This is a genomic window from Pantoea sp. EKM101V, from assembly GCF_011800325.1.
GTDB lineage: Bacteria > Pseudomonadota > Gammaproteobacteria > Enterobacterales > Enterobacteriaceae > Pantoea > Pantoea anthophila.
In genome coordinates, this window is record NZ_JAALFP010000006.1 from 250,570 (window position 1) to 271,432 (window position 20,863).

Here is a 20,863-nt window from a genome sequence, read left to right on the forward strand (position 1 = left end):
TGCAGCCTCTTAGACACTTTTAGATAACATTTTTCGGTGAGTGTGGATCGACATCACGATGCCAAATCCCGCCATAAGCACGATTAGCGCGGAGCCGCCATAACTGACCAGCGGCAGCGGTACGCCAACCACCGGTAAGATACCACTAACCATGCCAATATTAACGAAAACATAAACGAATAAAATCAGCATTAAACCGCCCGCCATGACCCGGCCAAAGGTGGTCTGCGCCCGCGCGGCCACCACCAGTCCGCGCATGATCAGCAGCAGATACAGGGTCAGCAGCAGCAGCACGCCCACCAGGCCTAACTCTTCGGCCAGAACCGCAAAAATAAAGTCGGTGTGACGTTCCGGCAAAAACTCCAGCTGAGACTGGGTGCCCTGCAGCCAGCCTTTGCCGCGCAGTCCCCCCGAGCCAATGGCGATTTTCGACTGAATGATGTGATAGCCAGCCCCCAGCGGATCCGTTTCCGGGTCGAGCAGCATCATGACGCGATCGCGCTGATAGTCGTGCATCAGGAAAAACCACAGGATCGGGATAAAGGCGGCCACCAGCAGCACCGCCACGCCAATCAGTTTCCAGCTCATCCCTGACAGGAACAGCACAAACAAACCGGAGGCGGCAATCAGGATGGAGGTACCGAGGTCGGGCTGCGCGGCCACCAGCAGGGTAGGCACGAAGATCAGCACCAGCGCAATACCGGTATTTTTCAGCGTCGGCGGGCAGACGTCACGGTTAATAAAGCGCGCGACCATCAGCGGCACCGCGATCTTGGCAATCTCCGAGGGCTGAAAACGGACAAAGCCGAGATCGAGCCAGCGCTGTGCGCCTTTACTGATCTGACCGAAGGCATCTACCGCCACCAGCAGGATCACGCAGACAATATAGAGGTAAGGTGCCCAGCCTTCATAGACACGCGGTGGCACCTGCGCCAGCACAATCATGATCACCAGGCCCATCGCGATCTGACCCAGTTTACGCTCCATCATGCCCGGGTCCTGACCACTGGCACTCCAGATCACCACGGCGCTGTAGGTCAGCAGGCCGAGGATGATCAGCATAAACAGCGGATCGATGTGGATGCGCATCCAGATTGATCGTTTCTGCGGACTATCTTGCATCGACATGTTTATTCACCTTCATAACCGGGCGGCACCGGGGCGGCGTCCGGCAGGACTGTATTGTTATCACCTAACATGATGTGATCCAGAATCTGGCGCATGACGGTGCCGACAGCCGGACCGGCGCCACCGTTTTCCAGAATAATGGTCACGGCAACCCGAGGTTTGTCATAGGGAGCAAACGCGGTCATTAACTTATGGTCGCGTAATCGTTCAGCAATTCTGTGGGCGTTATAGGTTTCGTTCTCTTTCAGGCCAAAGACCTGTGCCGTACCGGACTTGGCGGCGATTTTGTAGGGCGCATCCGCAAAGCTCTTGTGCGCGGTGCCGTTAGGGCGGTTTGCCACGCCATACATGCCATCTTTGGCGATTTCCCAGTAGCCGGAATGGATATCGCCAATCGGCGCGGCAGGCGGCTGGCGATAGGGCACCAGCGTCCGGCCTTCACGGGTGGCGCGCAGGATATGCGGCACACGGATGATGCCATCGTTAATCAGAATCATCATCGCTTTGTTCATCTGCAGCGGCGTGGCCGTCCAGTAGCCCTGGCCGATGCCCACCGGAATGGTGTCACCCTGATACCACGGCTTTTTAAAGCGTCTCATCTTCCAGTCTCGGGTCGGCATATTGCCGGCGCTCTCCTGCGGCAGGTCGATGCCGGTCCGGCTGCCGTAGCCAAACTTGTTCATCCATTCAGAGAGGCGATCAATACCCATGTCATAGGCGACCTGATAGAAGAAGGTATCGGCAGACTCTTCCAGCGCTTTGGTGACGTTGAGACGACCATGGCCCCATTTCTTCCAGTCGCGGAAACGCTTTTCGGAACCGGGAAGCTGCCACCAGCCGGGATCGAAAACACTGGTGTTGCGGTTAATCACCCCGGCACTCATGGCGGAGACGGCGACATAGGGTTTGACCGTTGAGGCGGGAGGGTAGGCAGCCTGAATCGCACGGTTATAGAGCGGGCGGTTTTCATCTTCCAGCAGGCCGCGGTAATCCTTACTGGAAATCCCGTCGACAAATAAGTTGGCGTCGTAGCTGGGGGTGGAAACCATGGCGAGGATTTCGCCGGTGCGCGGATCGCTGACGACCACCGCTGCACGACTGCCCGCCAGCAGGGTTTCAATATATTGCTGCAGCTTGAGATCGATCGTCAGATAGATATCACGGCCCGCCTGAGGTGACTCCTCATGCAACTGACGAATGACCCGGCCACGGTTGTTGACCTCAACCTCCTCAAAGCCGGTTTTGCCGTGCAGGAGATCTTCATAATAGGCTTCGATGCCCAGCTTGCCGATATCGTGGGTCGCAGCGTAATTTGGCCAGATCCCCTCTTTATCGAGGCGGGCCACATCACGATCGTTGATTTTGGAGACGTAGCCGACCACATGCGTCAGCGTGGAACCGTATGGGTAGTAGCGGCGCTGATAGCCTTTCACTTCCACGCCGGGGAAGCGGTACTGATTGACCGCAAAACGGGCGACCTGCACCTCATTCAGCGCGGTTTTCACCGGAATGGAGGTAAAACGACGCGAGCGTTTACGCTCTTTCTGGAAGTTTTCCAGATCTTCATCCGTCAGCTCCAGAATCGGGCGCAGATTCTCCAGCGTCTGTTGCAGGTTATCGACTTTTTCCGGCACCAGTTCAGCCTGATAGATGGTGCGGTTCAGCGCCAGCGGCGTGCCGGTACGATCGTAGATAATGCCGCGGCTGGGCGCGACAGGCACCAGTTTTATGCGGTTCTGGTTGGAGCGGGTACTGTAATCATCAAAGCGAAGGATCTGCAGATGGTAAAGGTTCACCACCAGGATTGAAGAGAGCAGCAAAATACCGACGAAGGCGAAAAACGCCCGACGGACAAAGAGTTTCTGTTCGGCGCTGTAATCGCGAAAGGCGTTGCTTTGTAATTTCATCCGCTACTTGTCATGTCTGCTGTGGGCTGATCGGTCATTCACGATGATAAGGATGATTTGCCGTAATGCTCCAGGCTCGATACAGACTTTCCGCAACCAGCACGCGCACCAGCGGATGGGGCAACGTCAATGCTGACAGGGACCAGCTCTGCTCTGCCGCCGCTTTGCAGGCGGGGGCCAGGCCTTCAGGCCCGCCAATCAGCAGGCTGACATCGCGACCATCCAGTTTCCAGCGTTCAAGCTGCTGCGCCAGCTGCGGGGTTTCCCACGGATGACCGGGAATATCCAGCGTGACGATGCGATTTCCTTTGCCGACCGCCGCTAACATCGCTTCACCCTCTTTTTCAAGAATGCGTTTGATATCAGCATTTTTGCCGCGTTTCCCCGCGGTGACTTCGGTCAGCTCAAGTGGCATATCTTTCGGGAAGCGGCGCAGATACTCCATGAAACCGGTCTGCACCCAGTCGGGCATTTTCGTGCCGACGGCAACAAGTTGCAGTTTCACCGATTAGCCCCAGAGTTTTTCCAGCTCATACAGCTGGCGACTCTCTTCCTGCATCACGTGCACGATGACATCACCGAGATCAACCACGATCCAGTCCGCCGCGCTTTTACCTTCGATGCCTAAAGGCATCAGGCCAGCTAAACGGGACTCCTGCTCAACGTGCTCTGCGATCGAGGTCACATGACGCGTAGAGGTGCCGGTGCAGATGATCATGAAATCGGTGATGCTGGATTTGCCCTGAACGTCGATGGTCACGATGTCCTGACCTTTGAGATCATCAATCTTATCAATAACGAACTCTTGGAGTGCTTTACCTTGCAAAAGGTTCCCCTCTGAATCTGATGGTATCGGGCCGGCTGCGAGCCCGGAAAGTGCAGCCAGAAAATTAAGCGGCGCAGTATAGCATGCCCGGATCAGTCGCGATATAAGCCTTCGCGGTCGATATAGTCGATCACCGCCGGGGGCAACAGGTCGTCGCAGGGCAGGTTCTGATGGCGGCGGCGGCGGATTTCGGTTGCCGAAATATTATACAGCGGCGTGTCTGCCAGCCAGATATGGCCCGCAGGCTGCTGATGCAGCTGCCGGATATCGCCGGCGAGGTGTTCATTGAGCCACTGCTGCATCTCCGGCGCCTCAAATCGCGTGGCGTAGCCCGGCCGCTGGCACACCAGCAGATGACAGAGTGACAGCAGATCCTGCCAGCGATGCCAGCTGGCTAAGCTCAGTAAGGAGTCCTGACCAATGATAAATCCCAGCGGCTGGGCGGCACCGCGTTCGGCGCGCCAGGCCTCCAGGGTTGTCACGGTCCAGGAGGGCGTATCGCGCGCCAGCTCACGGGTATCAATATCAAACAGCGGCAAACCGGCGATGGCACAGCGCAGCATGTCGACCCGCTGGGCCGCACTGGCTTCCGGCTGCGGACGATGGGGAGGGACATTATTGGGCAGCAGCGTCACGCGCTGCAGACCGGTCTGCTGCGCCAGCGCTTCGACCGGGCGCAGATGGCCGAAATGAATCGGATCGAACGTGCCGCCAAACAGCGCCTGTAACTCAGACATGCGCAAAACTCGTCGGAAAAGCCCGGCTGCTGAGCAGCAGCGTCAGGGTCTGCAACTGAGGCCACACCGGCTGTCCATAATCCTGCTTCAGCGTCACCTCAATCTGACTCAGCAGATGGATCGCGCGCTGCAGACGGGCAGCGTCGAGTCGCTGCAGCGCCTCGGTAAACAGCGCGCGGCGATTCTGCCAGATCCGCTGCTGATCCATCAGCGTGCGCAACGGCTGCTGTGCCTGATGACGTTGCAGATGCAGCAGCGTCAGCATATCGCGCTGCAGCGTACGCAGCAGAATCACCACCTCATTCTCCTCTTTCTCCAGCTGATGGAGGATATGCAGGGCGCGGCGGCTTTTGCCTGCCAGTAACGCATCTACCCAGTGGAAAGGGGTGAAGTGCGCTGCATCGCTGACCGCCTCTTCTACCCGCGGCAGCGTCAGTTTGCCGTCAGGCCACTGCAGTGAGAGCCGCTCCAGCGCCTGAGCAAGCGCCAGCAGATTGCCTTCGTAGCAGTAACAGAGCAGCTGCACGGCGGCGTCATCCACCGACAGCTTCAGCGCTCTGGCCCGATTCACCACCCAGCGGGGCAGTTGCGCCTGCTCTGGCGTCTGGCAGGGCACCATGACCGCAGAGGCGGACAGCGCTTTAAACCAGGCGCTGTTTTCCTGCGCGCGGGTCAGCTTTGCCATCCGGCAGACCAGCAGGATATCGGCGTGCAGCAGCTGTGACAGCTTAACCAGCTGCTCGGCCATTGCGGCGTTAGGGCCATTGTCGGGGAATTGCAGCGTGAGGGTCTGACGCTGGGCAAACAGACTCAGTGACTGGCAGCTGACAAACAGGCTTTCCCAGTCGGTCTGCGCATCCAGCGTAAAACTGAAATGTTCCTGGAATCCCTGCGCGGTTGCGGCGGCGCGAATGGCGTCGGCACTCTCCTGCAACAGCAGCGGTTCGTTTCCGGTTAATAAATAACAGGCGCGCAGCCCCTCACGGAGCTGCGCGCTGAGTTGCTCAGGATAAATCCTGATCATTGCAGACTGGTGGCAGAGGAAGTGGGCGCTTCCTTTGAAACCTGGCCCGGCACCGGAATCACGGACGCCGGTAAGGTCTCTTTGTTGTTGATCTGTGCGGCATGCACGGTCAGCAGCTTACGTATCAGCTGTTCGGCCGCACGCTGACGCATCTCCTGTGTAATCAGATCCTGCTCGGCATCTTTTGCCAGCGCCGCGTTCGGGTTATCGAAGAATGAACGATAGACCGTGGTGCTGATTGGGTAGATGCCTTTGCCCGGCAACAGGACCTGCGCCGTTAGCGTCATGACCAGCTGATACTCCGCAGAGGTGCCGCTGATAAAGACCGAGGCGGTGTTACGCCCCGACACCTCAGGACCCAGACGCAGCGTCGGAATATCGGTGCGGTTCTGTTTAGTGTCTTCAACAATAGTGACATCGTTGATACGCAGCTGCTGACGCACAGTACGCGCAAGGGGTCCATAAGGATCGCCGGTTGAAACAATCAGGGTTTTCAGTTCGCTGGGCACCTGTGTGGTGCCACGCGGATGAAAACCACAGCCAGCGGTGATGACCACCGCCAGCATGACAAACAGCCTGATAATCGGATGTCGCACAGTTCCTCCTGAACTTAACCTACGACCAGGTTAAGCAGTTTGCCCGGTACATAAATGACTTTACGGATAGTCACACCGTCCAGGTATTTCGCCACCAGATGCTCCTGGGCAGCGCGTGCCTGAACCTGTTCCTGTGTTGCATCGGCGGCGACGGTGATTTTGCCACGCACTTTGCCGTTGACCTGCACCACAACCAGCAGTGAATCTTCAACCATAGCGGCTTCATCCGCAACCGGCCAGGTCGCTTCATCAATGGAGCCTTCGCCACCCAGCGTCTGCCACAGAACGTAGCTGGCGTGCGGGGTAAACGGATAGAGCAGACGAACGACCGCCAGCAGCGCTTCCTGCATCAGGGCGCGATCCTGCTCGCTTTCCTGCGGCGCGCGGGCCAGTTTATTCATCAGCTCCATAATCGCCGCGATAGCGGTGTTGAAGGTCTGACGACGGCCGATATCATCGGCTACTTTGGCGATGGTTTTGTGCAGGTCGCGACGCAGCGATTTCTGCTCATCGTTCAGGCTCTCCACATCCAGTGCCACGGTCGCACCCAGTTGGGTGTGCTCGTAGACCAGTTTCCAGACACGCTTCAGGAAGCGGTTTGCGCCTTCAACGCCAGACTCCTGCCACTCCAGCGTCATATCCGCCGGTGAGGCAAACATCATAAACAGACGCACGGTATCCGCGCCGTAACGCTCAACCATCAGCTGTGGGTCGATGCCGTTGTTTTTCGACTTCGACATTTTGCTCATGCCCGCGTAGATCACCTCGCGACCCTGCTTATCCACGGCCTTCACGATGCGGCCTTTCTCGTCACGCTCAACTTCAACGTCAACCGGTGAAACCCAGTTGCGTTCGCCGTTGTCGCCGAGGTAGTAGAAGGCGTCAGCCAGCACCATACCCTGGCACAGCAGGCGTTTGGCCGGCTCGCTGGAGTTCACCAGGCCCGCATCACGCAGCAGCTTGTGGAAGAAGCGGAAATACATCAGGTGCATAATAGCGTGCTCGATACCGCCGACATACTGATCGACCGGCAGCCAGTAGTTCGCTGCAGCCGGGTCCAGCATACCCTCTTTGTAGTCGGCACAGGTGTAACGTGCGTAGTACCAGGAGGACTCCATGAAGGTGTCAAAGGTATCGGTTTCGCGCAGCGCAGGCTGGCCGTTTACCGTGGTTTTTGCCCACTCCGGATCCGCTTTGATCGGGCTGGTAATGCCATCCATCACCACATCTTCCGGCAGGATCACCGGCAGCTGATCTTCTGGTGCAGGCATTACGGTGCCATCTTCCAGCGTGACCATCGGGATAGGCGCACCCCAGTAGCGCTGACGGGAAACGCCCCAGTCGCGCAGACGGTAGTTCACTTTACGCACGCCCACGCCTTTGGCCGCCAGGGTATCTGCGATGGCGTTAAAACCGGCCGCATGATCCAGACTGTTAAATTCGCCAGAGTTGAACAGGGCGCCTTTGTCGGTCATCGCCGCCGCGCCGACGTCAGGAATGCTGCCATCCAGGTTAAGGACAACCGGCTTAATGGGCAGGTCATATTTGGTAGCAAACTCCCAGTCGCGCTGGTCGTGCGCCGGAACCGCCATCACGGCACCCGTGCCATATTCCATCAGAACGAAGTTAGCGACCCAGACAGGCAGGTGTTCGCCGGTCAGCGGGTGGACAACCGAGAGGCCGGTCGCCATGCCTTTCTTCTCCATGGTCGCCATATCGGCTTCAGCCACTTTGGTGTTGCGGCATTCAGCGATAAAGTCGGCCAGCGCCGGATTGTTCACCGACGCCTGGGTCGCCAGCGGATGGCCTGCAGCCACGGCCACATAGGTGGCGCCGATAAAGGTATCCGGGCGGGTGGTGTAGACAGTGACTTTCTCTTCGCTGTCAGCCACGTCGAAGGTGATTTCAACGCCTTCTGAGCGACCAATCCAGTTACGCTGCATGGTTTTGACCTGCTCAGGCCACTCGTCCAGCGTATCCAGGTCGTTCAGCAGCTCTTCCGCATAATCGGTGATTTTAATGAACCACTGCGGGATCTCTTTGCGCTCAACTTTGGTGTCGCAGCGCCAGCAGCAGCCGTCAATCACCTGCTCGTTAGCCAGTACGGTCTGATCGTTCGGGCACCAGTTCACCGCCGAGGTTTTTTTGTAGACCAGGCCTTTTTCATAGAGTTTGGTGAAGAACCACTGTTCCCAGCGGTAGTACTCAGGCTGGCAGGTCGCCAGTTCACGGCTCCAGTCATAGCCAAAGCCCAGCAGTTTAAGCTGGTTCTTCATGTAGGCGATGTTGTCGTAGGTCCACGGGGCCGGCGCGGTGTTGTTCTTCACCGCCGCGCCTTCTGCAGGCAGGCCGAAAGCATCCCAGCCAATCGGCTGGAGTACGTTTTTGCCGAGCATACGCTGATAACGCGCGATTACGTCGCCGATGGTGTAGTTACGAACGTGGCCCATGTGCAGGCGCCCAGAAGGATAGGGCAACATTGAAAGGCAGTAATATTTCTCTTTACCTTCCTGCTCAGTCACTTTAAACGTTTCGTTTTCATCCCAGTGTTGCTGCACACGGGATTCAATCTCTTCCGGGCGGTATTGCTCTTGCATGGCTGCCTGTGGTCCTTTGTGAATAACATTTTTCTGGCTTTAAGATCCGCATAGCATACCCATAAGGCCGCATATCAACAACACTTCCCACTTTTGCTGGCGCGATTTCTGCTGAAAGCGTCAGAACCTTCACCCTTTTGTAATTCCCTGTACAGACGACACGGCAAAAGCAACATTGCAACTAAACTTAATTCAGCGAGGGTCTGCATAAAAGGAGAACAAAATGAATAAAGTGGCTCAGGAATATCGCGAGTCGTTAGCCGTACTGACCGACCGTCTGCGTCAGGGCGATCGTAACCCGGATGCGCTGATTGACGGACGGCGAAGCCAGCTGCTGGCACGCAACGATATGACGGAAGAGGAGATTGATCAGGTACTGCGCGCGGTCCGACGCGATCTGGAAGAGTTTGCGCGCAGCTATAGCGACGTCGAAGAACCGGTCGCGGACTCGCTCTTTATGCGCATCATCCGTGAGAGCGTCTGGAAAGAGCTGGCAGATATTACCGATAAGAGTCAGCTGGAGTGGCGCGAGGTCTTCCAGGATCTGCATCATCATGGGGTGTATCAGAGCGGGGAAGTGGTAGGGCTGGGGAATCTGGTGTGTGAAAAGTGCCAGTTTACCCGGGCAATCTACACGCCTGAAACGCTGTCACGTTGTCCGGAGTGCGGCCACGATCAGTTTCAGCGTCAGCCTTTTGAACCCTGATAGCGTCATCGCATGCGTGAGGCGGGCCACTGGTGGTGACCCGCATAATGGCCGGGGTTAGTGCAGGATTTTGGCGAGGAAATCTTTGGCGCGGTCAGACTGCGGATTATTAAAGAAGTCATCTTTATTGGTGTCTTCGATAATTTTCCCTTCATCCATAAAGATGACGCGATTGGCTACCTTGCGGGCGAAGCCCATCTCATGGGTTACCACCATCATTGTCATCCCCTCCTGGGCCAGTTCGACCATGACATCCAGCACTTCATTGATCATTTCCGGGTCCAGTGCGGAGGTCGGCTCATCAAACAGCATCGCGATGGGGTCCATGCAGAGTGCCCGCGCAATCGCCACGCGCTGCTGCTGGCCTCCGGAAAGCTGACCGGGAAACTTCTCAGCATGCGCGGCCAGACCCACTCGCTTCAGCAGTTTCAGCCCCTTCTCCCGTGCTGCCGCTTTGTCTCGCTTCAGCACTTTCACCTGCGCCAGCACCAGATTGTTGATAATGCTCAGGTGAGGGAAGAGTTCGAAGTGCTGAAATACCATGCCAACCTGACTGCGAAGCTGCGCCAGGTTGGTTTTTTTGTTGTTCACCTCGGTGCCATTCACCGCAATCACACCCTGCTGGATCGGCTCAAGTCCGTTAACCGTTTTGATCAGCGTCGATTTACCGGAGCCGGACGGCCCGCACACCACCACCACTTCACCGGTTTTGACCTCGGTTGAGCAGTCGGTCAGCACCTGAAAGTGACCATACCACTTAGAAACATTTTTCAGGCTAATCATTTAAACCGTCCTTTTTCTTTTCAGATAGCTGACCAACAGCGATGCACTCAGGCTGATCACGAAGTAGACCAGACCGGCAAACAGAACCATCTCCACCTGGGTCCCGTCGCGCTCACCAATGGTGGACGCGGTGCGGAAGAAGTCCGCCAGGCTTAAGACATAGACCAGTGAGGTATCCTGGAACAGCACGATACCCTGGGTCAGTAACAGCGGAACCATGGCGCGAAACGCCTGCGGCAGGATGATCAGTCTCATCGACTGCCACGGCGTCATGCCGAGTGCCAGCGCGGCGTTACCCTGGCCGCGTGAGATACTGATGATGCCGGCGCGAATAATTTCAGAGTAGTAAGCCGCTTCGAACAGCGAGAAAGCGACCATGGCTGAAATCAGCCGGATATCGGTTTTGGGCGATAGTCCCAGCACCTGTTGCAGAAAACTCGGCACCACCAGATAGAACCAGAGCAGCACCATCACCAGCGGCACGGAGCGGAACAGGTTGACATAAATTTTGGCGAACCAGCTGATCGGCTTAAAGCTCGACAGACGCATTACCGCCAGCAGGGTGCCCCACAGAATGCCAAAGACCACGGCGGTCAGGGTGATTTTAAACGTAATCACCAGGCCGTTGAGCAGATAGGGCAGGCTGGGAGCAATGGAACTCCAGTCAAACTCGTACATTACTTGCCTCCCGCATTGCCTGGCAGCCGGACTTTGCGCTCGACCAGACTCATCAACAACATAATCACCAGGTTAATCGCGACGTAGGCGAGCGTAATGGCGGTAAAGGACTCATAGGCGTGGGCCGAATAGTCGAGCAGTTTGCCCGCCTGCGCGGCCATATCGACCAGACCAATGGTGGAGGCGATAGCCGAGTTCTTGACCAGGTTCAGCATTTCCGACGTCATCGGCGGGACAATCACGCGATACGCATTCGGCAGGAGCACATAGCGGTAGGTCTGCGGCAGGGTTAATCCCATCGCCAGACCCGCATTCTTCTGCCCGGTCGGCAGTGACTGAATGGCAGCACGGACCTGCTCGCAGACGCGGGCCGCGGTAAAGAGGCCAAGACAGATCATGGAGGAGAGGAAAAACTGAATGTTGGGATCCAGCTCCGACTTAAACCACATGCCGAGCTTCTCGCCCACCAGTTCAGGCGCGACCAGATACCAGAAGAAGAACTGGACGATCAGCGGGATGTTACGAAACAGTTCGACATAGCAGGTGCCAATGGTGGCCAGCAGGCGATTAGGCACGGTGCGCAGAATGCCGAAAAATGAACCCACGAAGAAGGCAATAATCCAGGCACAGCAGGAGACGGCAATCGTCACCTGAAAACCGGACCACAGCCAGCCAAGGTAGGTCGTGTTACCGAACGGGGCCTGTTCGAGAAAGATGCCCCAGTTCCAATCGATACCCATAACGAGCTCCGGAAAAAAAGGGTAGCGAAGCTACCCTGAAGATTGATGAACGGCGTTTTATCTTCTGACGCAGGGGAACGACCCGTGTCAGTCTGTCTGTCCATGCCGCGGTTTCAGCAATCGAGAGGGCAGCCGGGCTGCCCTTGTTATACCCGCCGTCTTTCTGGCTGCCATGTTGCTGGCTGCGTTGATTCACGCGAATCACTTACCTGCGTAAGCGCATCGGGATTCACTCTCTGGCCACCGTAATGCAACCTGAAATCCATTGGGTATTTTGTTGTTAATTCAGTGCTTTATCGTTCGGCGTCTTGAACAGTGCTTTCATGTCTTCAGACAGTTCAAAGTTCATGTTCAGGTTCTTAGGCGGAATCGGCTGTTTAAACCAGGTGTCGAACCATTTTTCAGCCTGACCGGAGGTCTGGGCTTTAGCGATGGTTTCATCCACCAGGGCTTTGAACTGTGGATCATCTTTACGCAGCATGCAGCCATAGGCCTCTTTGGACTGCGGCGTGCCTATGATTTCCCAGTTGTCCGGTTTTTTCGCTTTTGCGCGTTCGCCAGCCAGCAGCGCGTCATCCATCATAAAGGCCACGGCACGACCGGTTTCCAGGGTGCGGAAAGAGTCGCCGTGATCTTTTGCGCTGATGATGCGCATATCCATTTTCTGCTCGTCATTAAGTTTATGCAGCAGCACTTCGGAGGTGGTGCCGGAGGTCACAACGACGGTTTTGCCTTTCAGGTCAGCGAAATCTTTGATTGGGCCACCTTTCTTCACCAGCAATCGGGTGCCGATGACAAAAATGGTGTCAGAGAAGGCTGCCTGTTTCTGGCGCTCAAGGTTATTGGTGGTCGAGCCACACTCATAATCGTAGGTGCCGTTCTGCAACAGCGGAATACGGTTCTGAGAGGTGATAGGGATCATCTTGACCTGCAGATCCGGCTTGTTCAGTTTTGCTTTGATGGCGTCCACGATGGCGTTGGAATAGGCCTGTGAATAGCCCACCACTTTTTGCTGGTTGTCATAATAAGAAAAGGGAACTGATGATTCGCGATGCCCGACCACAATAACGCCATTGTCATTGATCTTTTTCAGGGTGCCGCTGAGATCTTCCGCCTGGGCCGCTCCCGCCGCTGCGCTGATCAGCAGAAGAGATAATGCCACTTTGCGTAGTTGCATGTTCCAACTCCTTCGTATGAAAAAGGCACAGGCTATAACCTGCGCTGATTATGATGTTGTGTCTGTTTTTTGCTGCGTCCGGGCTCTTTCTGCGCTGAAAACGGGCGCAGAAGAGTCACTAACATAGCGGATTGTTAACGCAATGAAACAAAAAAGTTTCTGTTTTGCGAGGTGATACGCACCAAAAAAAGGCAAATATCCCGTGCTGCGCGGTAACGGTGCAGCAGTGCGGATAGTTTTGGTGCAACCGGCTCGCTGTCAGCGCCTGCAATCAGCCTGTCTGTGAAAAACACTGAAATATTTAGCAATCATCGTGCCAGAAAGCGGTTCAGAGCGAGAAAGGCAGCAGAGTATGCGGTCAGGAGAGTGAGTTATATCGGGGATAAAAAAATAAAAAACGAAGCCTCAGAAGGCTGACACACCCGAAGCCAGATGAATCTGGCAGTAAAGCGTCAGATGAAAGCGCAGGGAACAGGGGCTGAAGCGGAAAGTGACCCGCGCCATGGACGACGCGGGTCGGGTGTGTCAGAGAGGGCGGTTTTTGCCTGACCGTGTTTCCTGCTTTGGCTGGGTATCACAGCAGGCCTTGCGGCATCCAGGCGGTTATCGACGGCGACGCAGCAGGGCAATCACCGCAGCCAGCAGCGTCAGAGACCACACCGGCCAGACGCCCGCTTTCGCGTAGGGCGTTTCCCCTTTGGTCGGGGTAACTTTGCTGGTCAGGACATCGCGGGTGAACTGCGGCAGAATTGACGCCACATCGCCTTTCGCATCCACCACGGCAGTGACGCCATTGTTAGTGCTGCGTAACAGCGGACGACCCAGTTCCAGCGCCCGCATCCGCGCCATCTGGAAATGCTGCCATGGGCCGATCGAGTGACCAAACCAGGCATCATTAGAAACGGTCAGCAGGAAGTTCGTATCGGGATGGAAGTTGGCCCGCACCTGTTCACCCAGCACGATCTCATAACAGATCGCCGTGGTAAGGTGATATCCCGCCACGCTGAGCTGCGGCTGGAGATAGTTGCCCCGGCTGAACGCGGACATCGGTAAATCGAAGAACGGAGCCAGCGGACGCAGCAGATCGGCCAGCGGAACAAATTCACCAAACGGCACCAGATGATTTTTCTGGTAGCGGTTGCCACTGAAGTAGTTGTACGGCGCTTTGCCGCCCAGCACGATGACCGTGTTGTAGTCGTGATAGCGGTTCTGCTCCAGCCGGGAGTCAACAATACCGGTGACCAGCGAACTGCCGCGCTGACGCAGCTCATCATCCAGCGAACGCAGGAAGGGCTGCTGGTTGCTTTCCAGATCGGTTATCGCTGACTCCGGCCAGATAATGATCGGCGCTTTGCCCATCAGCGGCTGACTGAGACCGGTGTAAATGCGCAGCGTGTTGAGCAGCTGCTGCGGGTCCCACTTCATGGATTGCGGAATGTTGCCCTGAACCAGCGCCACCTCGACGGTGCGTTCGGGCATCGGCTCAACCCACTGGAGGTAGCGCAACGGCCACGGCAGCGCCAGCAGCAGCAGCGCGGCGATCAGACTTCTGATATTGCGCTGCTGCAGGGCATAAGCCAGCAGCCCGGCGATAACCATCAGCAGGAAGGTCAGGGTTTCAACGCCCGCCAGCGGTGCCAGACCCTTCAGCGGTCCGTCGATCTGGCTGTAACCAAACTGCAGCCACGGAAAGCCGGTCAGCACCCAGCCGCGCAGGAACTCGGTGATCTGCCACAGCGCCGGGGCGGCCAGCGCCAGTCGCCACAGCGAAGTACGAGGCCACAGGCGGTTCAGCACACCGGCAAACAGGGCCGGATAGAGCGCCAGATAGGCAGCGAGCAGCGCCACAATAAACACGTTTACCGGGCCGGGCATACCGCCAAAGGTGGCGATGCTGACGTAAACCCAGTTGACGCCGCTGCCAAACAGGCCCAGCCCCCAGACAAAGCCGATCGCGCTGGCCTGCGGAGTGGAACGGTTAAGGGTCAGCAGCTGTAAACCGCACAGTGACAGCAGTGCGGCGGGCCAGAAATCGTAGGGGGAGAAGGCGAGGGTGCCAGACGCACCCGTTATTAAAGCCAGCAGCAGGCGAACCCGCTGACGCGGGTAAAGTGAGGCGAAAGCCATAGACTTATTCGTCTTCCAGTTGAGGTTGTGGTGCGTTTTCCGGAATAGTCACATGAACCTGGATGATGCGTCGGCTGTCCGCCATCGCCACCTTGAACTGGTAACCTTCAATCTCGATGCTTTCACCGCGTGCAGGCAGATGGCCGAAGCCCTGCATCACCAGGCCCCCGATGGTGTCGACTTCATCATCACTGAACTGCGTGCCAAACACCTCGTTGAAATCTTCAATGGCGGTCAGCGCGCGCACCGTGAAGGTGTGGCGGTTGAGCTGACGGATATCACGATCTTCTTCGTCGTCATACTCATCTTCAATCTCACCGACGATCAGTTCCAGGATATCTTCAATGGTCACCAGGCCGGAGACGCCGCCAAACTCATCAATCACGATCGCCATGTGGTAACGCTGGGAGCGAAACTCTTTCAGCATCCGATCCACACGCTTACTTTCCGGCACCACCACCGCAGGACGCAGCACTTTTTCAATGCTGAAAGGTTCAGATTCGCTGCTCATAAACGGCAGTAAATCTTTCGCCATCAGGATACCTTCCACATGATCTTTATCTTCGCTGATCACCGGGAAGCGGGAGTGCGCGGAGTCGATGATGACATCCAGACACTCTTCAAGGCTCTGATTCCGTTTCAGGGTGATCATCTGCGAGCGCGGGATCATGATGTCACGCACGCGCTGCTCCGCAATATCCAGTACCCCTTCGAGCATGTCGCGGGTGTCCTGGTCAATCAGCTCTTTGTTATTCGAGTCGCGGATCAGCTCCAGTAGCTCATCACGGTTTTTGGGTTCGCCGTGAAAAAGCTGGTTGATTAACAGGGAGAAAAATCCCTTTTTACTACTGGGTGCATCGCTGTTTTGAGAATGGTCGTCGCTCATGGCGGTTTTTAAAGATCTCTCTGGTGAGGAATGGGGGCTGTCAGCCACATGCACTGACAGCCGGATAGCCTGAATGCGGGATTCAGGCGTCTTCTTTCTCCGAAATGTACGGATCAGGATACCCAAGAGCAAGCATTATCTCGGTCTCCAGCCCTTCCATTTCATCTGCTTCGTCGTCATCAATATGGTCATATCCCAGCAGATGCAGCGTGCCGTGCACCACCATGTGGGCCCAGTGCGCCTCCACGCTTTTACCCTGTTCAGCCGCTTCCTGCTCAACCACCTGACGGCAGATAATGAGATCGCCCAGCAGCGGCAGCTCAATACCCGGCGGGGCTTCAAACGGGAAGGAGAGCACATTAGTCGGCTTGTCTTTACCGCGATAGGTCAGATTAAGCTCATGACTTTCGGCTTCATCAACCAGACGGACGGTGACTTCGCTGTCGGGCTGAAAAGGGGCAACCGCCGCCGAGAGCCAGCGATGAAACTGGCTTTCATCCGGCAACCCTGCGCTGTTTTCACAGGCGACCTGCAGGTCGAGAATCACTTCGCTCATTTGCTCTCCTGGGTTGCGCTCTGCGCCGCCAGCGCTTCACGTTTGCGCTCTTCAGCCTGCTGGTCACGCCGGGTCTGATCGGCCGCTTCCCAGGCTTCATAGGCGGTGACAATGCGGGCCACGACAGGATGGCGAACCACATCCTCGCTGTGGAAGAAGTTGAAGCTAATCTCCTCCACATCAGAGAGCACCTCAATGGCATGACGCAGGCCGGACTTAACGTGGCGCGGCAGGTCAATCTGGGTCACGTCGCCGGTAATGACCGCTTTGGAGTTAAAGCCGATACGCGTCAGGAACATCTTCATCTGTTCGATGGTGGTGTTCTGGCTCTCATCAAGAATGATAAACGCATCGTTCAGGGTACGACCACGCATGTAGGCCAGCGGGGCCACTTCAATGACGTTGCGCTCCATCAGCTTTTCAACCCGCTCGAAACCGAGCATTTCAAACAGCGCATCGTAGAGCGGACGCAGATAGGGGTCGACTTTCTGGCTCAGATCGCCGGGCAGGAAGCCCAGTTTTTCACCCGCTTCTACCGCCGGACGGGTCAGCATGATGCGACGGATCTCCTGACGCTCCAGCGCGTCCACCGCGGCGGCCACGGCCAGATAGGTTTTACCGGTACCGGCCGGGCCGATACCAAAGGTGATATCGTGGTCGAGGACATTTGCGATGTACTGCGCCTGGTTCGGCGTGCGCGGTTTGATAACGCCACGTTTGGTCTTGATGTTGACCGCTTTACCATACTCCGGCACGCTGTCGGCGGTTTGCTCCAGCACCCGGCTCTCTTTGATGGCGAGATGAATCTGGTCCGGCTCGATATCCGGAATGTCGCCGCGCACGGGCGCCGTATCCACATAGAGCGTTTTCAGGATATCGGCGGCGGCATTGACGCACAGAGGGCGTCCAACCAGCTTAAAGACGTTGTCGCGACGATTGATCTCAATACCCAGTCGGCGCTCAAGCTGTTTCACATTGTCATCGAACGGCCCGCAAAGGCTCATCAGACGACGGTTATCAGCCGGTTCAAGGGCGATTTCACGAGTTTCGATATTCAAACGAATCCTTTGGGTCACTCAGGGCCAGTTATGGGGTGTGTCTGACGCACCGTTGAGCTTAACCGGATGCACCATAACGAAATTATTTATGCCGTAACGCCTGGGCGCAAGCTTAAGGAGAGATATTTGGGCAACAGCGTCAGAAAGCAAGTGTCGCAATGTGAAACTGGCGGCAGCGCGAAGCGCGCTGCCGCACAATAAAGCCGGTATCACGGCTGGAAGAGACCCACGCCGATGTCGTTCTCTTTGCGGGTGCGGGCAATCACAGACGCCGGGCTCTGTGCCATGCGCAGGCCCATCTCATCTTCGGTGCGCACCAGCCTGCCGCGCAGGGAGTTGGTGTAGACATCGACAATTTCAACATCCACAAACCGGCCAATCATCTCAGGTGAGCCTTCAAAGTTGACCACGCGGTTATTTTCGGTGCGGCCAGAGACTTCCATGACGTTCTTGCGGGAGATGCCTTCAACCAGAATACGCTGCACGGTGCCCAGCATGCGGCGACTGATCGCCTGCGCCTGCTGGTTGATGCGATCCTGCAGGATCCACAGACGCTGCTTCTTCTCCTCCTCGCTGACATCATCCGGCAGGTCAGCGGCGGGCGTGCCGGGACGGGCTGAGTAGACAAAGCTGAAGCTGACATCGAAATTCACGTCGGCGATGAGCTTCATGGTCTGCTCGAAATCCTGCTGGGTTTCACCCGGGAAACCGATAATGAAGTCAGAGCTGATCTCAATATCGGGACGCGCCGCGCGCAGCTTGCGGATAATCGCTTTATATTCCAGTGCCGTGTGAGCACGTTTCATCAGCGTGAGAATGCGGTCTGCGCCGCTCTGCACCGGCAGATGGAGGAAGCTCACCAGCTCCGGCGTATCACGGTAGACATCAATGATGTCATCCGTGAACTCAATCGGATGGCTGGTGGTGAAGCGGATGCGGTCAATACCGTCGATGGCGGCGACCAGGCGCAGCAGCTCAGCGAAGGTACAGGTGTCGCCATCAAAGGAAGCACCGCGCCAGGCGTTGACGTTCTGACCCAGCAGGTTCACTTCGCGCACGCCCTGCGCCGCCAGCTGAGCAATCTCCAGCAGAATGTCGTCACACGGACGGCTCACTTCCTCACCACGGGTGTAAGGCACCACGCAGAACGTGCAATATTTGTTGCAGCCTTCCATGATGGAGACAAAGGCTGTCGGACCTTCTGCGCGGGGTTCCGGCAGGCGGTCAAATTTTTCGATTTCCGGGAAGCTGATGTCTACCACCGGGCTTTTACTGCCGCGCACGGTGTTGATCATCTCCGGCAGGCGGTGCAGGGTCTGCGGGCCAAATACGATGTCCACGCAGGGCGCTCGCTGACGAATATGATCTCCTTCCTGTGACGCCACACAGCCGCCCACGCCAATGATCACATCCGGGTTACGCTCTTTCAGCTTTCTCCAGCGCCCCAGCTGGTGGAAAACCTTCTCCTGCGCTTTTTCGCGGATAGAGCAGGTGTTAAGCAGCAGAACATCCGCTTCTTCAGCGACCTCGGTCAGCGTATAGCCGTGCGTACTGTTCAGCAGATCAGACATCTTCGATGAATCATACTCATTCATCTGACATCCCCAGGTTTTGATATGCAGTTTTTTTGTCATCGCGCTAGCCATTGATTCAGTGCAGTGAAGTGCGGGGCGCGTATTGTAATGCTTTGATGCGGTTGTGACCAGCCTGCGGGCTTTTCTGTCAGCTATCCGGTTTTCCGGTACACTTTGCTGTATTCAGACCCGTGTTGCGCAGGCGGACGGGATTAAGAGAAGGATAGAAGCAATGCAGGATAATCAGTTTGATGTGGTGATTGTCGGGGGAGGCATGGTGGGTGCTGCGCTGGCCTGCGGACTGACGCAGCAGCGTTTTCGCGTGGCGGTCATTGAACGCGCCGAGCCCGCCTCCTTTGATGCCGACAGCGAGCCCGATCTGCGTATTTCAGCGATCGGTTCCTCCTCGGTGGCGTTACTGAAGCAGCTCAGCGTCTGGCCGCGGGTGGAAGCGATGCGAAGCGCCCCTTATCGCAGGCTGGAAACCTGGGAGTGGCAGACGGCGCAGGTGAGTTTCGATGCCGCCTCGCTGGGATTGCCGGAGCTGGGCTTCATGGTCGAGAACAGCGTTCTTCAGCGCGCGTTGTGGGAAGAGATGCAGTCGCGGGATGTGACCTGCTACTGCCCGGCCACGCTGGAAAATCTGCAGCCGGAAAACGGCGGCTGGCGCGTCGACCTGAGCGATGGCGTGACGCTGCATACCCGGCTGGTAATCGGCGCCGATGGGGCCAATTCGCAGGTGCGGCAGATGGCCGGCATCGGGATTCATGGCTGGAGCTATGCGCAGTCCTGTTTACTGATCAGCGTGACCTGTGAACATCCGGCAGGCGATGCCACCTGGCAGCACTTCACGCCTCAGGGGCCACGCGCCTTTTTGCCGCTGTATGACAACCGGGCCTCGCTGGTCTGGTATGACGCACCGGCAAGAGTCCGTCAGCTTCAGGCGATGCCGATGGCTCAGCTGGAAAAAGAGATTGCCAGTCACTTCCCGGCGCGGCTGGGACGTTTTAAAGCCCACGCGGCGGGCAGTTTCCCGCTGGTGCGCCGTCACGCTTCGCAGTATGTGCTGCCGGGGCTGGCGCTGGTTGGCGATGCGGCGCACACCATCAATCCGCTGGCCGGGCAGGGCGTCAATCTGGGCTATCGCGATATTGATGCGTTGATTGATGTGCTGGTCAGCGCGCGCGACGCAGCGGAAGAGTGGGCCTCTGAGCGGGTGCTGCAGCGTTATCACCGCAAGCGCCGCCGCGACAACATGCTGATGCAGGGGGGGATGGATCTCTTCTACTTCGCCTTCAGCAATCAGCTGGCTCCGCTGCGGTTTGCACGAAATCTCGGCCTGATTGCCGCCGAACATTCCGGGGTACTGAAGCGGCAGGTGCTGCGCTACGCGCTGGGATTGTAACAGAGAGGCGGTCTGGCTCGCCGCAGGGTGGGTCAGCCGTCACAAAGGCAGACGACAAAAACAACAAAGCCCGCAAAAGCGGGCCTGTTGTGCAATTTGGCTGGGGTGCAGGGATTCGAACCCCGGAATGCTGGTATCAGAAACCAGTGCCTTACCGCTTGGCGACACCCCAATAATGGTGTTTTTCAAATTGTCTTTGTATGGCTGGGGTGCAGGGATTCGAACCCCGGAATGCTGGTATCAGAAACCAGTGCCTTACCGCTTGGCGACACCCCAATTATATGGTGGCTACGACGGGAATCGAACCTGTGACCCCAGCATTATGAGTGCTGTGCTCTAACCAGCTGAGCTACGTAGC

General features: G+C 56.9%; 19 protein-coding genes and 2 tRNA genes. 2 read left to right on the top strand and 19 right to left on the bottom strand.

Annotated elements, in window-relative coordinates; translation table 11 throughout:
• Window positions 1–9: 9 nt before the first annotated feature.
• The 8 genes from mrdB to leuS all read right to left on the bottom strand — a co-directional run bounded on the left by mrdB (window position 10) and on the right by leuS (window position 8,815).
• Window positions 10–1,122 (bottom strand): peptidoglycan glycosyltransferase MrdB, encoded by a 1,113-nt coding sequence (gene mrdB / locus HFD92_RS12255; RefSeq protein WP_033736585.1) that lies wholly within the window; start codon window positions 1,120–1,122, stop codon window positions 10–12.
• Between the two features lie 8 nt (window positions 1,123–1,130).
• On the bottom strand, window positions 1,131–3,035 hold the full coding sequence (mrdA, locus tag HFD92_RS12260; RefSeq protein ID WP_009091503.1) for a peptidoglycan DD-transpeptidase MrdA: 1,905 nt from the start codon (window positions 3,033–3,035) through the stop codon (window positions 1,131–1,133).
• 34 nt (window positions 3,036–3,069) lie between these two features.
• Window positions 3,070–3,540, bottom strand: a complete 471-nt coding sequence (gene rlmH / locus HFD92_RS12265; RefSeq protein WP_009091501.1) for a 23S rRNA (pseudouridine(1915)-N(3))-methyltransferase RlmH — start codon at window positions 3,538–3,540, stop codon at window positions 3,070–3,072.
• A 3-nt stretch (window positions 3,541–3,543) separates the two neighbouring features.
• Complete coding sequence (gene rsfS, locus HFD92_RS12270; protein WP_009091499.1) at window positions 3,544–3,861, bottom strand: ribosome silencing factor; 318 nt, start codon at window positions 3,859–3,861, stop codon at window positions 3,544–3,546.
• 92 nt (window positions 3,862–3,953) lie between these two features.
• A complete protein-coding gene (nadD, locus tag HFD92_RS12275) occupies window positions 3,954–4,598 on the bottom strand; it encodes a nicotinate-nucleotide adenylyltransferase (RefSeq protein ID WP_009091497.1) in 645 nt (214 codons plus the stop codon).
• Window positions 4,591–5,622: a DNA polymerase III subunit delta gene (holA, locus tag HFD92_RS12280; protein WP_167429018.1), complete on the bottom strand. Its 1,032-nt coding sequence runs from the start codon at window positions 5,620–5,622 to the stop codon at window positions 4,591–4,593. Before holA ends, nadD begins: the two co-directional genes overlap by 8 nt.
• Window positions 5,619–6,218 carry an LPS assembly lipoprotein LptE gene (gene lptE, locus HFD92_RS12285; RefSeq protein ID WP_009091493.1) on the bottom strand — a complete coding sequence of 200 codons (600 nt, stop codon included), beginning with the start codon at window positions 6,216–6,218 and terminating at the stop codon, window positions 5,619–5,621. The genes holA and lptE overlap by 4 nt, the downstream gene beginning before the upstream one ends.
• A gap of 14 nt (window positions 6,219–6,232) precedes the next feature.
• The gene (gene leuS, locus HFD92_RS12290; RefSeq protein ID WP_167429019.1) at window positions 6,233–8,815 is read right to left on the bottom strand and encodes a leucine--tRNA ligase; all 2,583 of its coding nucleotides are present in this window, start codon (window positions 8,813–8,815) and stop codon (window positions 6,233–6,235) included.
• Window positions 8,816–9,038: 223 nt separating this feature from the next.
• Between leuS and HFD92_RS12295 the strand changes: the two genes are divergently transcribed.
• Entirely contained in the window at window positions 9,039–9,521 is a 483-nt protein-coding gene (locus HFD92_RS12295) for a zinc ribbon-containing protein (protein ID WP_046101412.1), read from the top strand.
• 57 nt (window positions 9,522–9,578) lie between these two features.
• On the opposite strand, the gene HFD92_RS12300 is transcribed toward HFD92_RS12295, so the two are convergent.
• The 9 genes from HFD92_RS12300 to miaB all read right to left on the bottom strand — a co-directional run bounded on the left by HFD92_RS12300 (window position 9,579) and on the right by miaB (window position 19,160).
• Complete coding sequence (locus tag HFD92_RS12300) at window positions 9,579–10,304, bottom strand: amino acid ABC transporter ATP-binding protein (protein WP_009091487.1); 726 nt, start codon at window positions 10,302–10,304, stop codon at window positions 9,579–9,581.
• Window positions 10,305–10,982 carry a glutamate/aspartate ABC transporter permease GltK gene (gene gltK / locus HFD92_RS12305; protein ID WP_009091486.1) on the bottom strand — a complete coding sequence of 226 codons (678 nt, stop codon included), beginning with the start codon at window positions 10,980–10,982 and terminating at the stop codon, window positions 10,305–10,307.
• Window positions 10,982–11,722, bottom strand: a complete 741-nt coding sequence (locus HFD92_RS12310) for an amino acid ABC transporter permease (protein ID WP_009091484.1) — start codon at window positions 11,720–11,722, stop codon at window positions 10,982–10,984. Before HFD92_RS12310 ends, gltK begins: the two co-directional genes overlap by 1 nt.
• 280 nt (window positions 11,723–12,002) lie before the next feature.
• Window positions 12,003–12,899 (bottom strand): amino acid ABC transporter substrate-binding protein, encoded by an 897-nt coding sequence (locus tag HFD92_RS12315; RefSeq protein WP_058956318.1) that lies wholly within the window; start codon window positions 12,897–12,899, stop codon window positions 12,003–12,005.
• A gap of 603 nt (window positions 12,900–13,502) precedes the next feature.
• A complete protein-coding gene (gene lnt / locus HFD92_RS12320; RefSeq protein WP_167429020.1) occupies window positions 13,503–15,026 on the bottom strand; it encodes an apolipoprotein N-acyltransferase in 1,524 nt (507 codons plus the stop codon).
• 4 nt (window positions 15,027–15,030) lie between these two features.
• Window positions 15,031–15,912: a CNNM family magnesium/cobalt transport protein CorC gene (gene corC / locus HFD92_RS12325; protein ID WP_009091478.1), complete on the bottom strand. Its 882-nt coding sequence runs from the start codon at window positions 15,910–15,912 to the stop codon at window positions 15,031–15,033.
• Between the two features lie 82 nt (window positions 15,913–15,994).
• On the bottom strand, window positions 15,995–16,468 hold the full coding sequence (gene ybeY, locus HFD92_RS12330; protein WP_058956316.1) for an rRNA maturation RNase YbeY: 474 nt from the start codon (window positions 16,466–16,468) through the stop codon (window positions 15,995–15,997).
• Window positions 16,465–17,526 (bottom strand): PhoH family protein, encoded by a 1,062-nt coding sequence (locus tag HFD92_RS12335; RefSeq protein ID WP_009091474.1) that lies wholly within the window; start codon window positions 17,524–17,526, stop codon window positions 16,465–16,467. The genes ybeY and HFD92_RS12335 overlap by 4 nt, the downstream gene beginning before the upstream one ends.
• 209 nt (window positions 17,527–17,735) lie before the next feature.
• Complete coding sequence (gene miaB, locus HFD92_RS12340; RefSeq protein WP_009091472.1) at window positions 17,736–19,160, bottom strand: tRNA (N6-isopentenyl adenosine(37)-C2)-methylthiotransferase MiaB; 1,425 nt, start codon at window positions 19,158–19,160, stop codon at window positions 17,736–17,738.
• A gap of 172 nt (window positions 19,161–19,332) precedes the next feature.
• Here miaB and ubiF point away from each other — a divergent pair, with 172 nt between their 5' ends.
• On the top strand, window positions 19,333–20,505 hold the full coding sequence (gene ubiF / locus HFD92_RS12345; protein WP_167429021.1) for a 3-demethoxyubiquinol 3-hydroxylase: 1,173 nt from the start codon (window positions 19,333–19,335) through the stop codon (window positions 20,503–20,505).
• 97 nt (window positions 20,506–20,602) lie between these two features.
• On the opposite strand, the gene HFD92_RS12350 is transcribed toward ubiF, so the two are convergent.
• A tRNA-Gln gene (locus HFD92_RS12350) sits at window positions 20,603–20,677 on the bottom strand.
• Window positions 20,678–20,706: 29 nt separating this feature from the next.
• Window positions 20,707–20,781 (bottom strand) — tRNA-Gln (locus HFD92_RS12355).
• Between the last annotated feature and the right edge of the window lie 82 nt (window positions 20,782–20,863).

What these genes read in the sequence shown, in the direction of transcription:
- mrdB (WP_033736585.1), bottom strand. Translation starts at nt 1,122, where the DNA reads ATGCAAGATAGTCCGCAGAAACGATCAATCTGGATGCGCATCCACATC.
- HFD92_RS12295 (WP_046101412.1), top strand. Translation starts at nt 9,039, where the DNA reads ATGAATAAAGTGGCTCAGGAATATCGCGAGTCGTTAGCCGTACTGACC.
- mrdA (WP_009091503.1), bottom strand. Translation starts at nt 3,035, where the DNA reads ATGAAATTACAAAGCAACGCCTTTCGCGATTACAGCGCCGAACAGAAA.
- corC (WP_009091478.1), bottom strand. Translation starts at nt 15,912, where the DNA reads ATGAGCGACGACCATTCTCAAAACAGCGATGCACCCAGTAGTAAAAAG.
- HFD92_RS12310 (WP_009091484.1), bottom strand. Translation starts at nt 11,722, where the DNA reads ATGGGTATCGATTGGAACTGGGGCATCTTTCTCGAACAGGCCCCGTTC.
- HFD92_RS12300 (WP_009091487.1), bottom strand. Translation starts at nt 10,304, where the DNA reads ATGATTAGCCTGAAAAATGTTTCTAAGTGGTATGGTCACTTTCAGGTG.
- HFD92_RS12315 (WP_058956318.1), bottom strand. Translation starts at nt 12,899, where the DNA reads ATGCAACTACGCAAAGTGGCATTATCTCTTCTGCTGATCAGCGCAGCG.
- gltK (WP_009091486.1), bottom strand. Translation starts at nt 10,982, where the DNA reads ATGTACGAGTTTGACTGGAGTTCCATTGCTCCCAGCCTGCCCTATCTG.
- ybeY (WP_058956316.1), bottom strand. Translation starts at nt 16,468, where the DNA reads ATGAGCGAAGTGATTCTCGACCTGCAGGTCGCCTGTGAAAACAGCGCA.
- nadD (WP_009091497.1), bottom strand. Translation starts at nt 4,598, where the DNA reads ATGTCTGAGTTACAGGCGCTGTTTGGCGGCACGTTCGATCCGATTCAT.
- lnt (WP_167429020.1), bottom strand. Translation starts at nt 15,026, where the DNA reads ATGGCTTTCGCCTCACTTTACCCGCGTCAGCGGGTTCGCCTGCTGCTG.
- leuS (WP_167429019.1), bottom strand. Translation starts at nt 8,815, where the DNA reads ATGCAAGAGCAATACCGCCCGGAAGAGATTGAATCCCGTGTGCAGCAA.
- ubiF (WP_167429021.1), top strand. Translation starts at nt 19,333, where the DNA reads ATGCAGGATAATCAGTTTGATGTGGTGATTGTCGGGGGAGGCATGGTG.
- miaB (WP_009091472.1), bottom strand. Translation starts at nt 19,160, where the DNA reads ATGACAAAAAAACTGCATATCAAAACCTGGGGATGTCAGATGAATGAG.
- holA (WP_167429018.1), bottom strand. Translation starts at nt 5,622, where the DNA reads ATGATCAGGATTTATCCTGAGCAACTCAGCGCGCAGCTCCGTGAGGGG.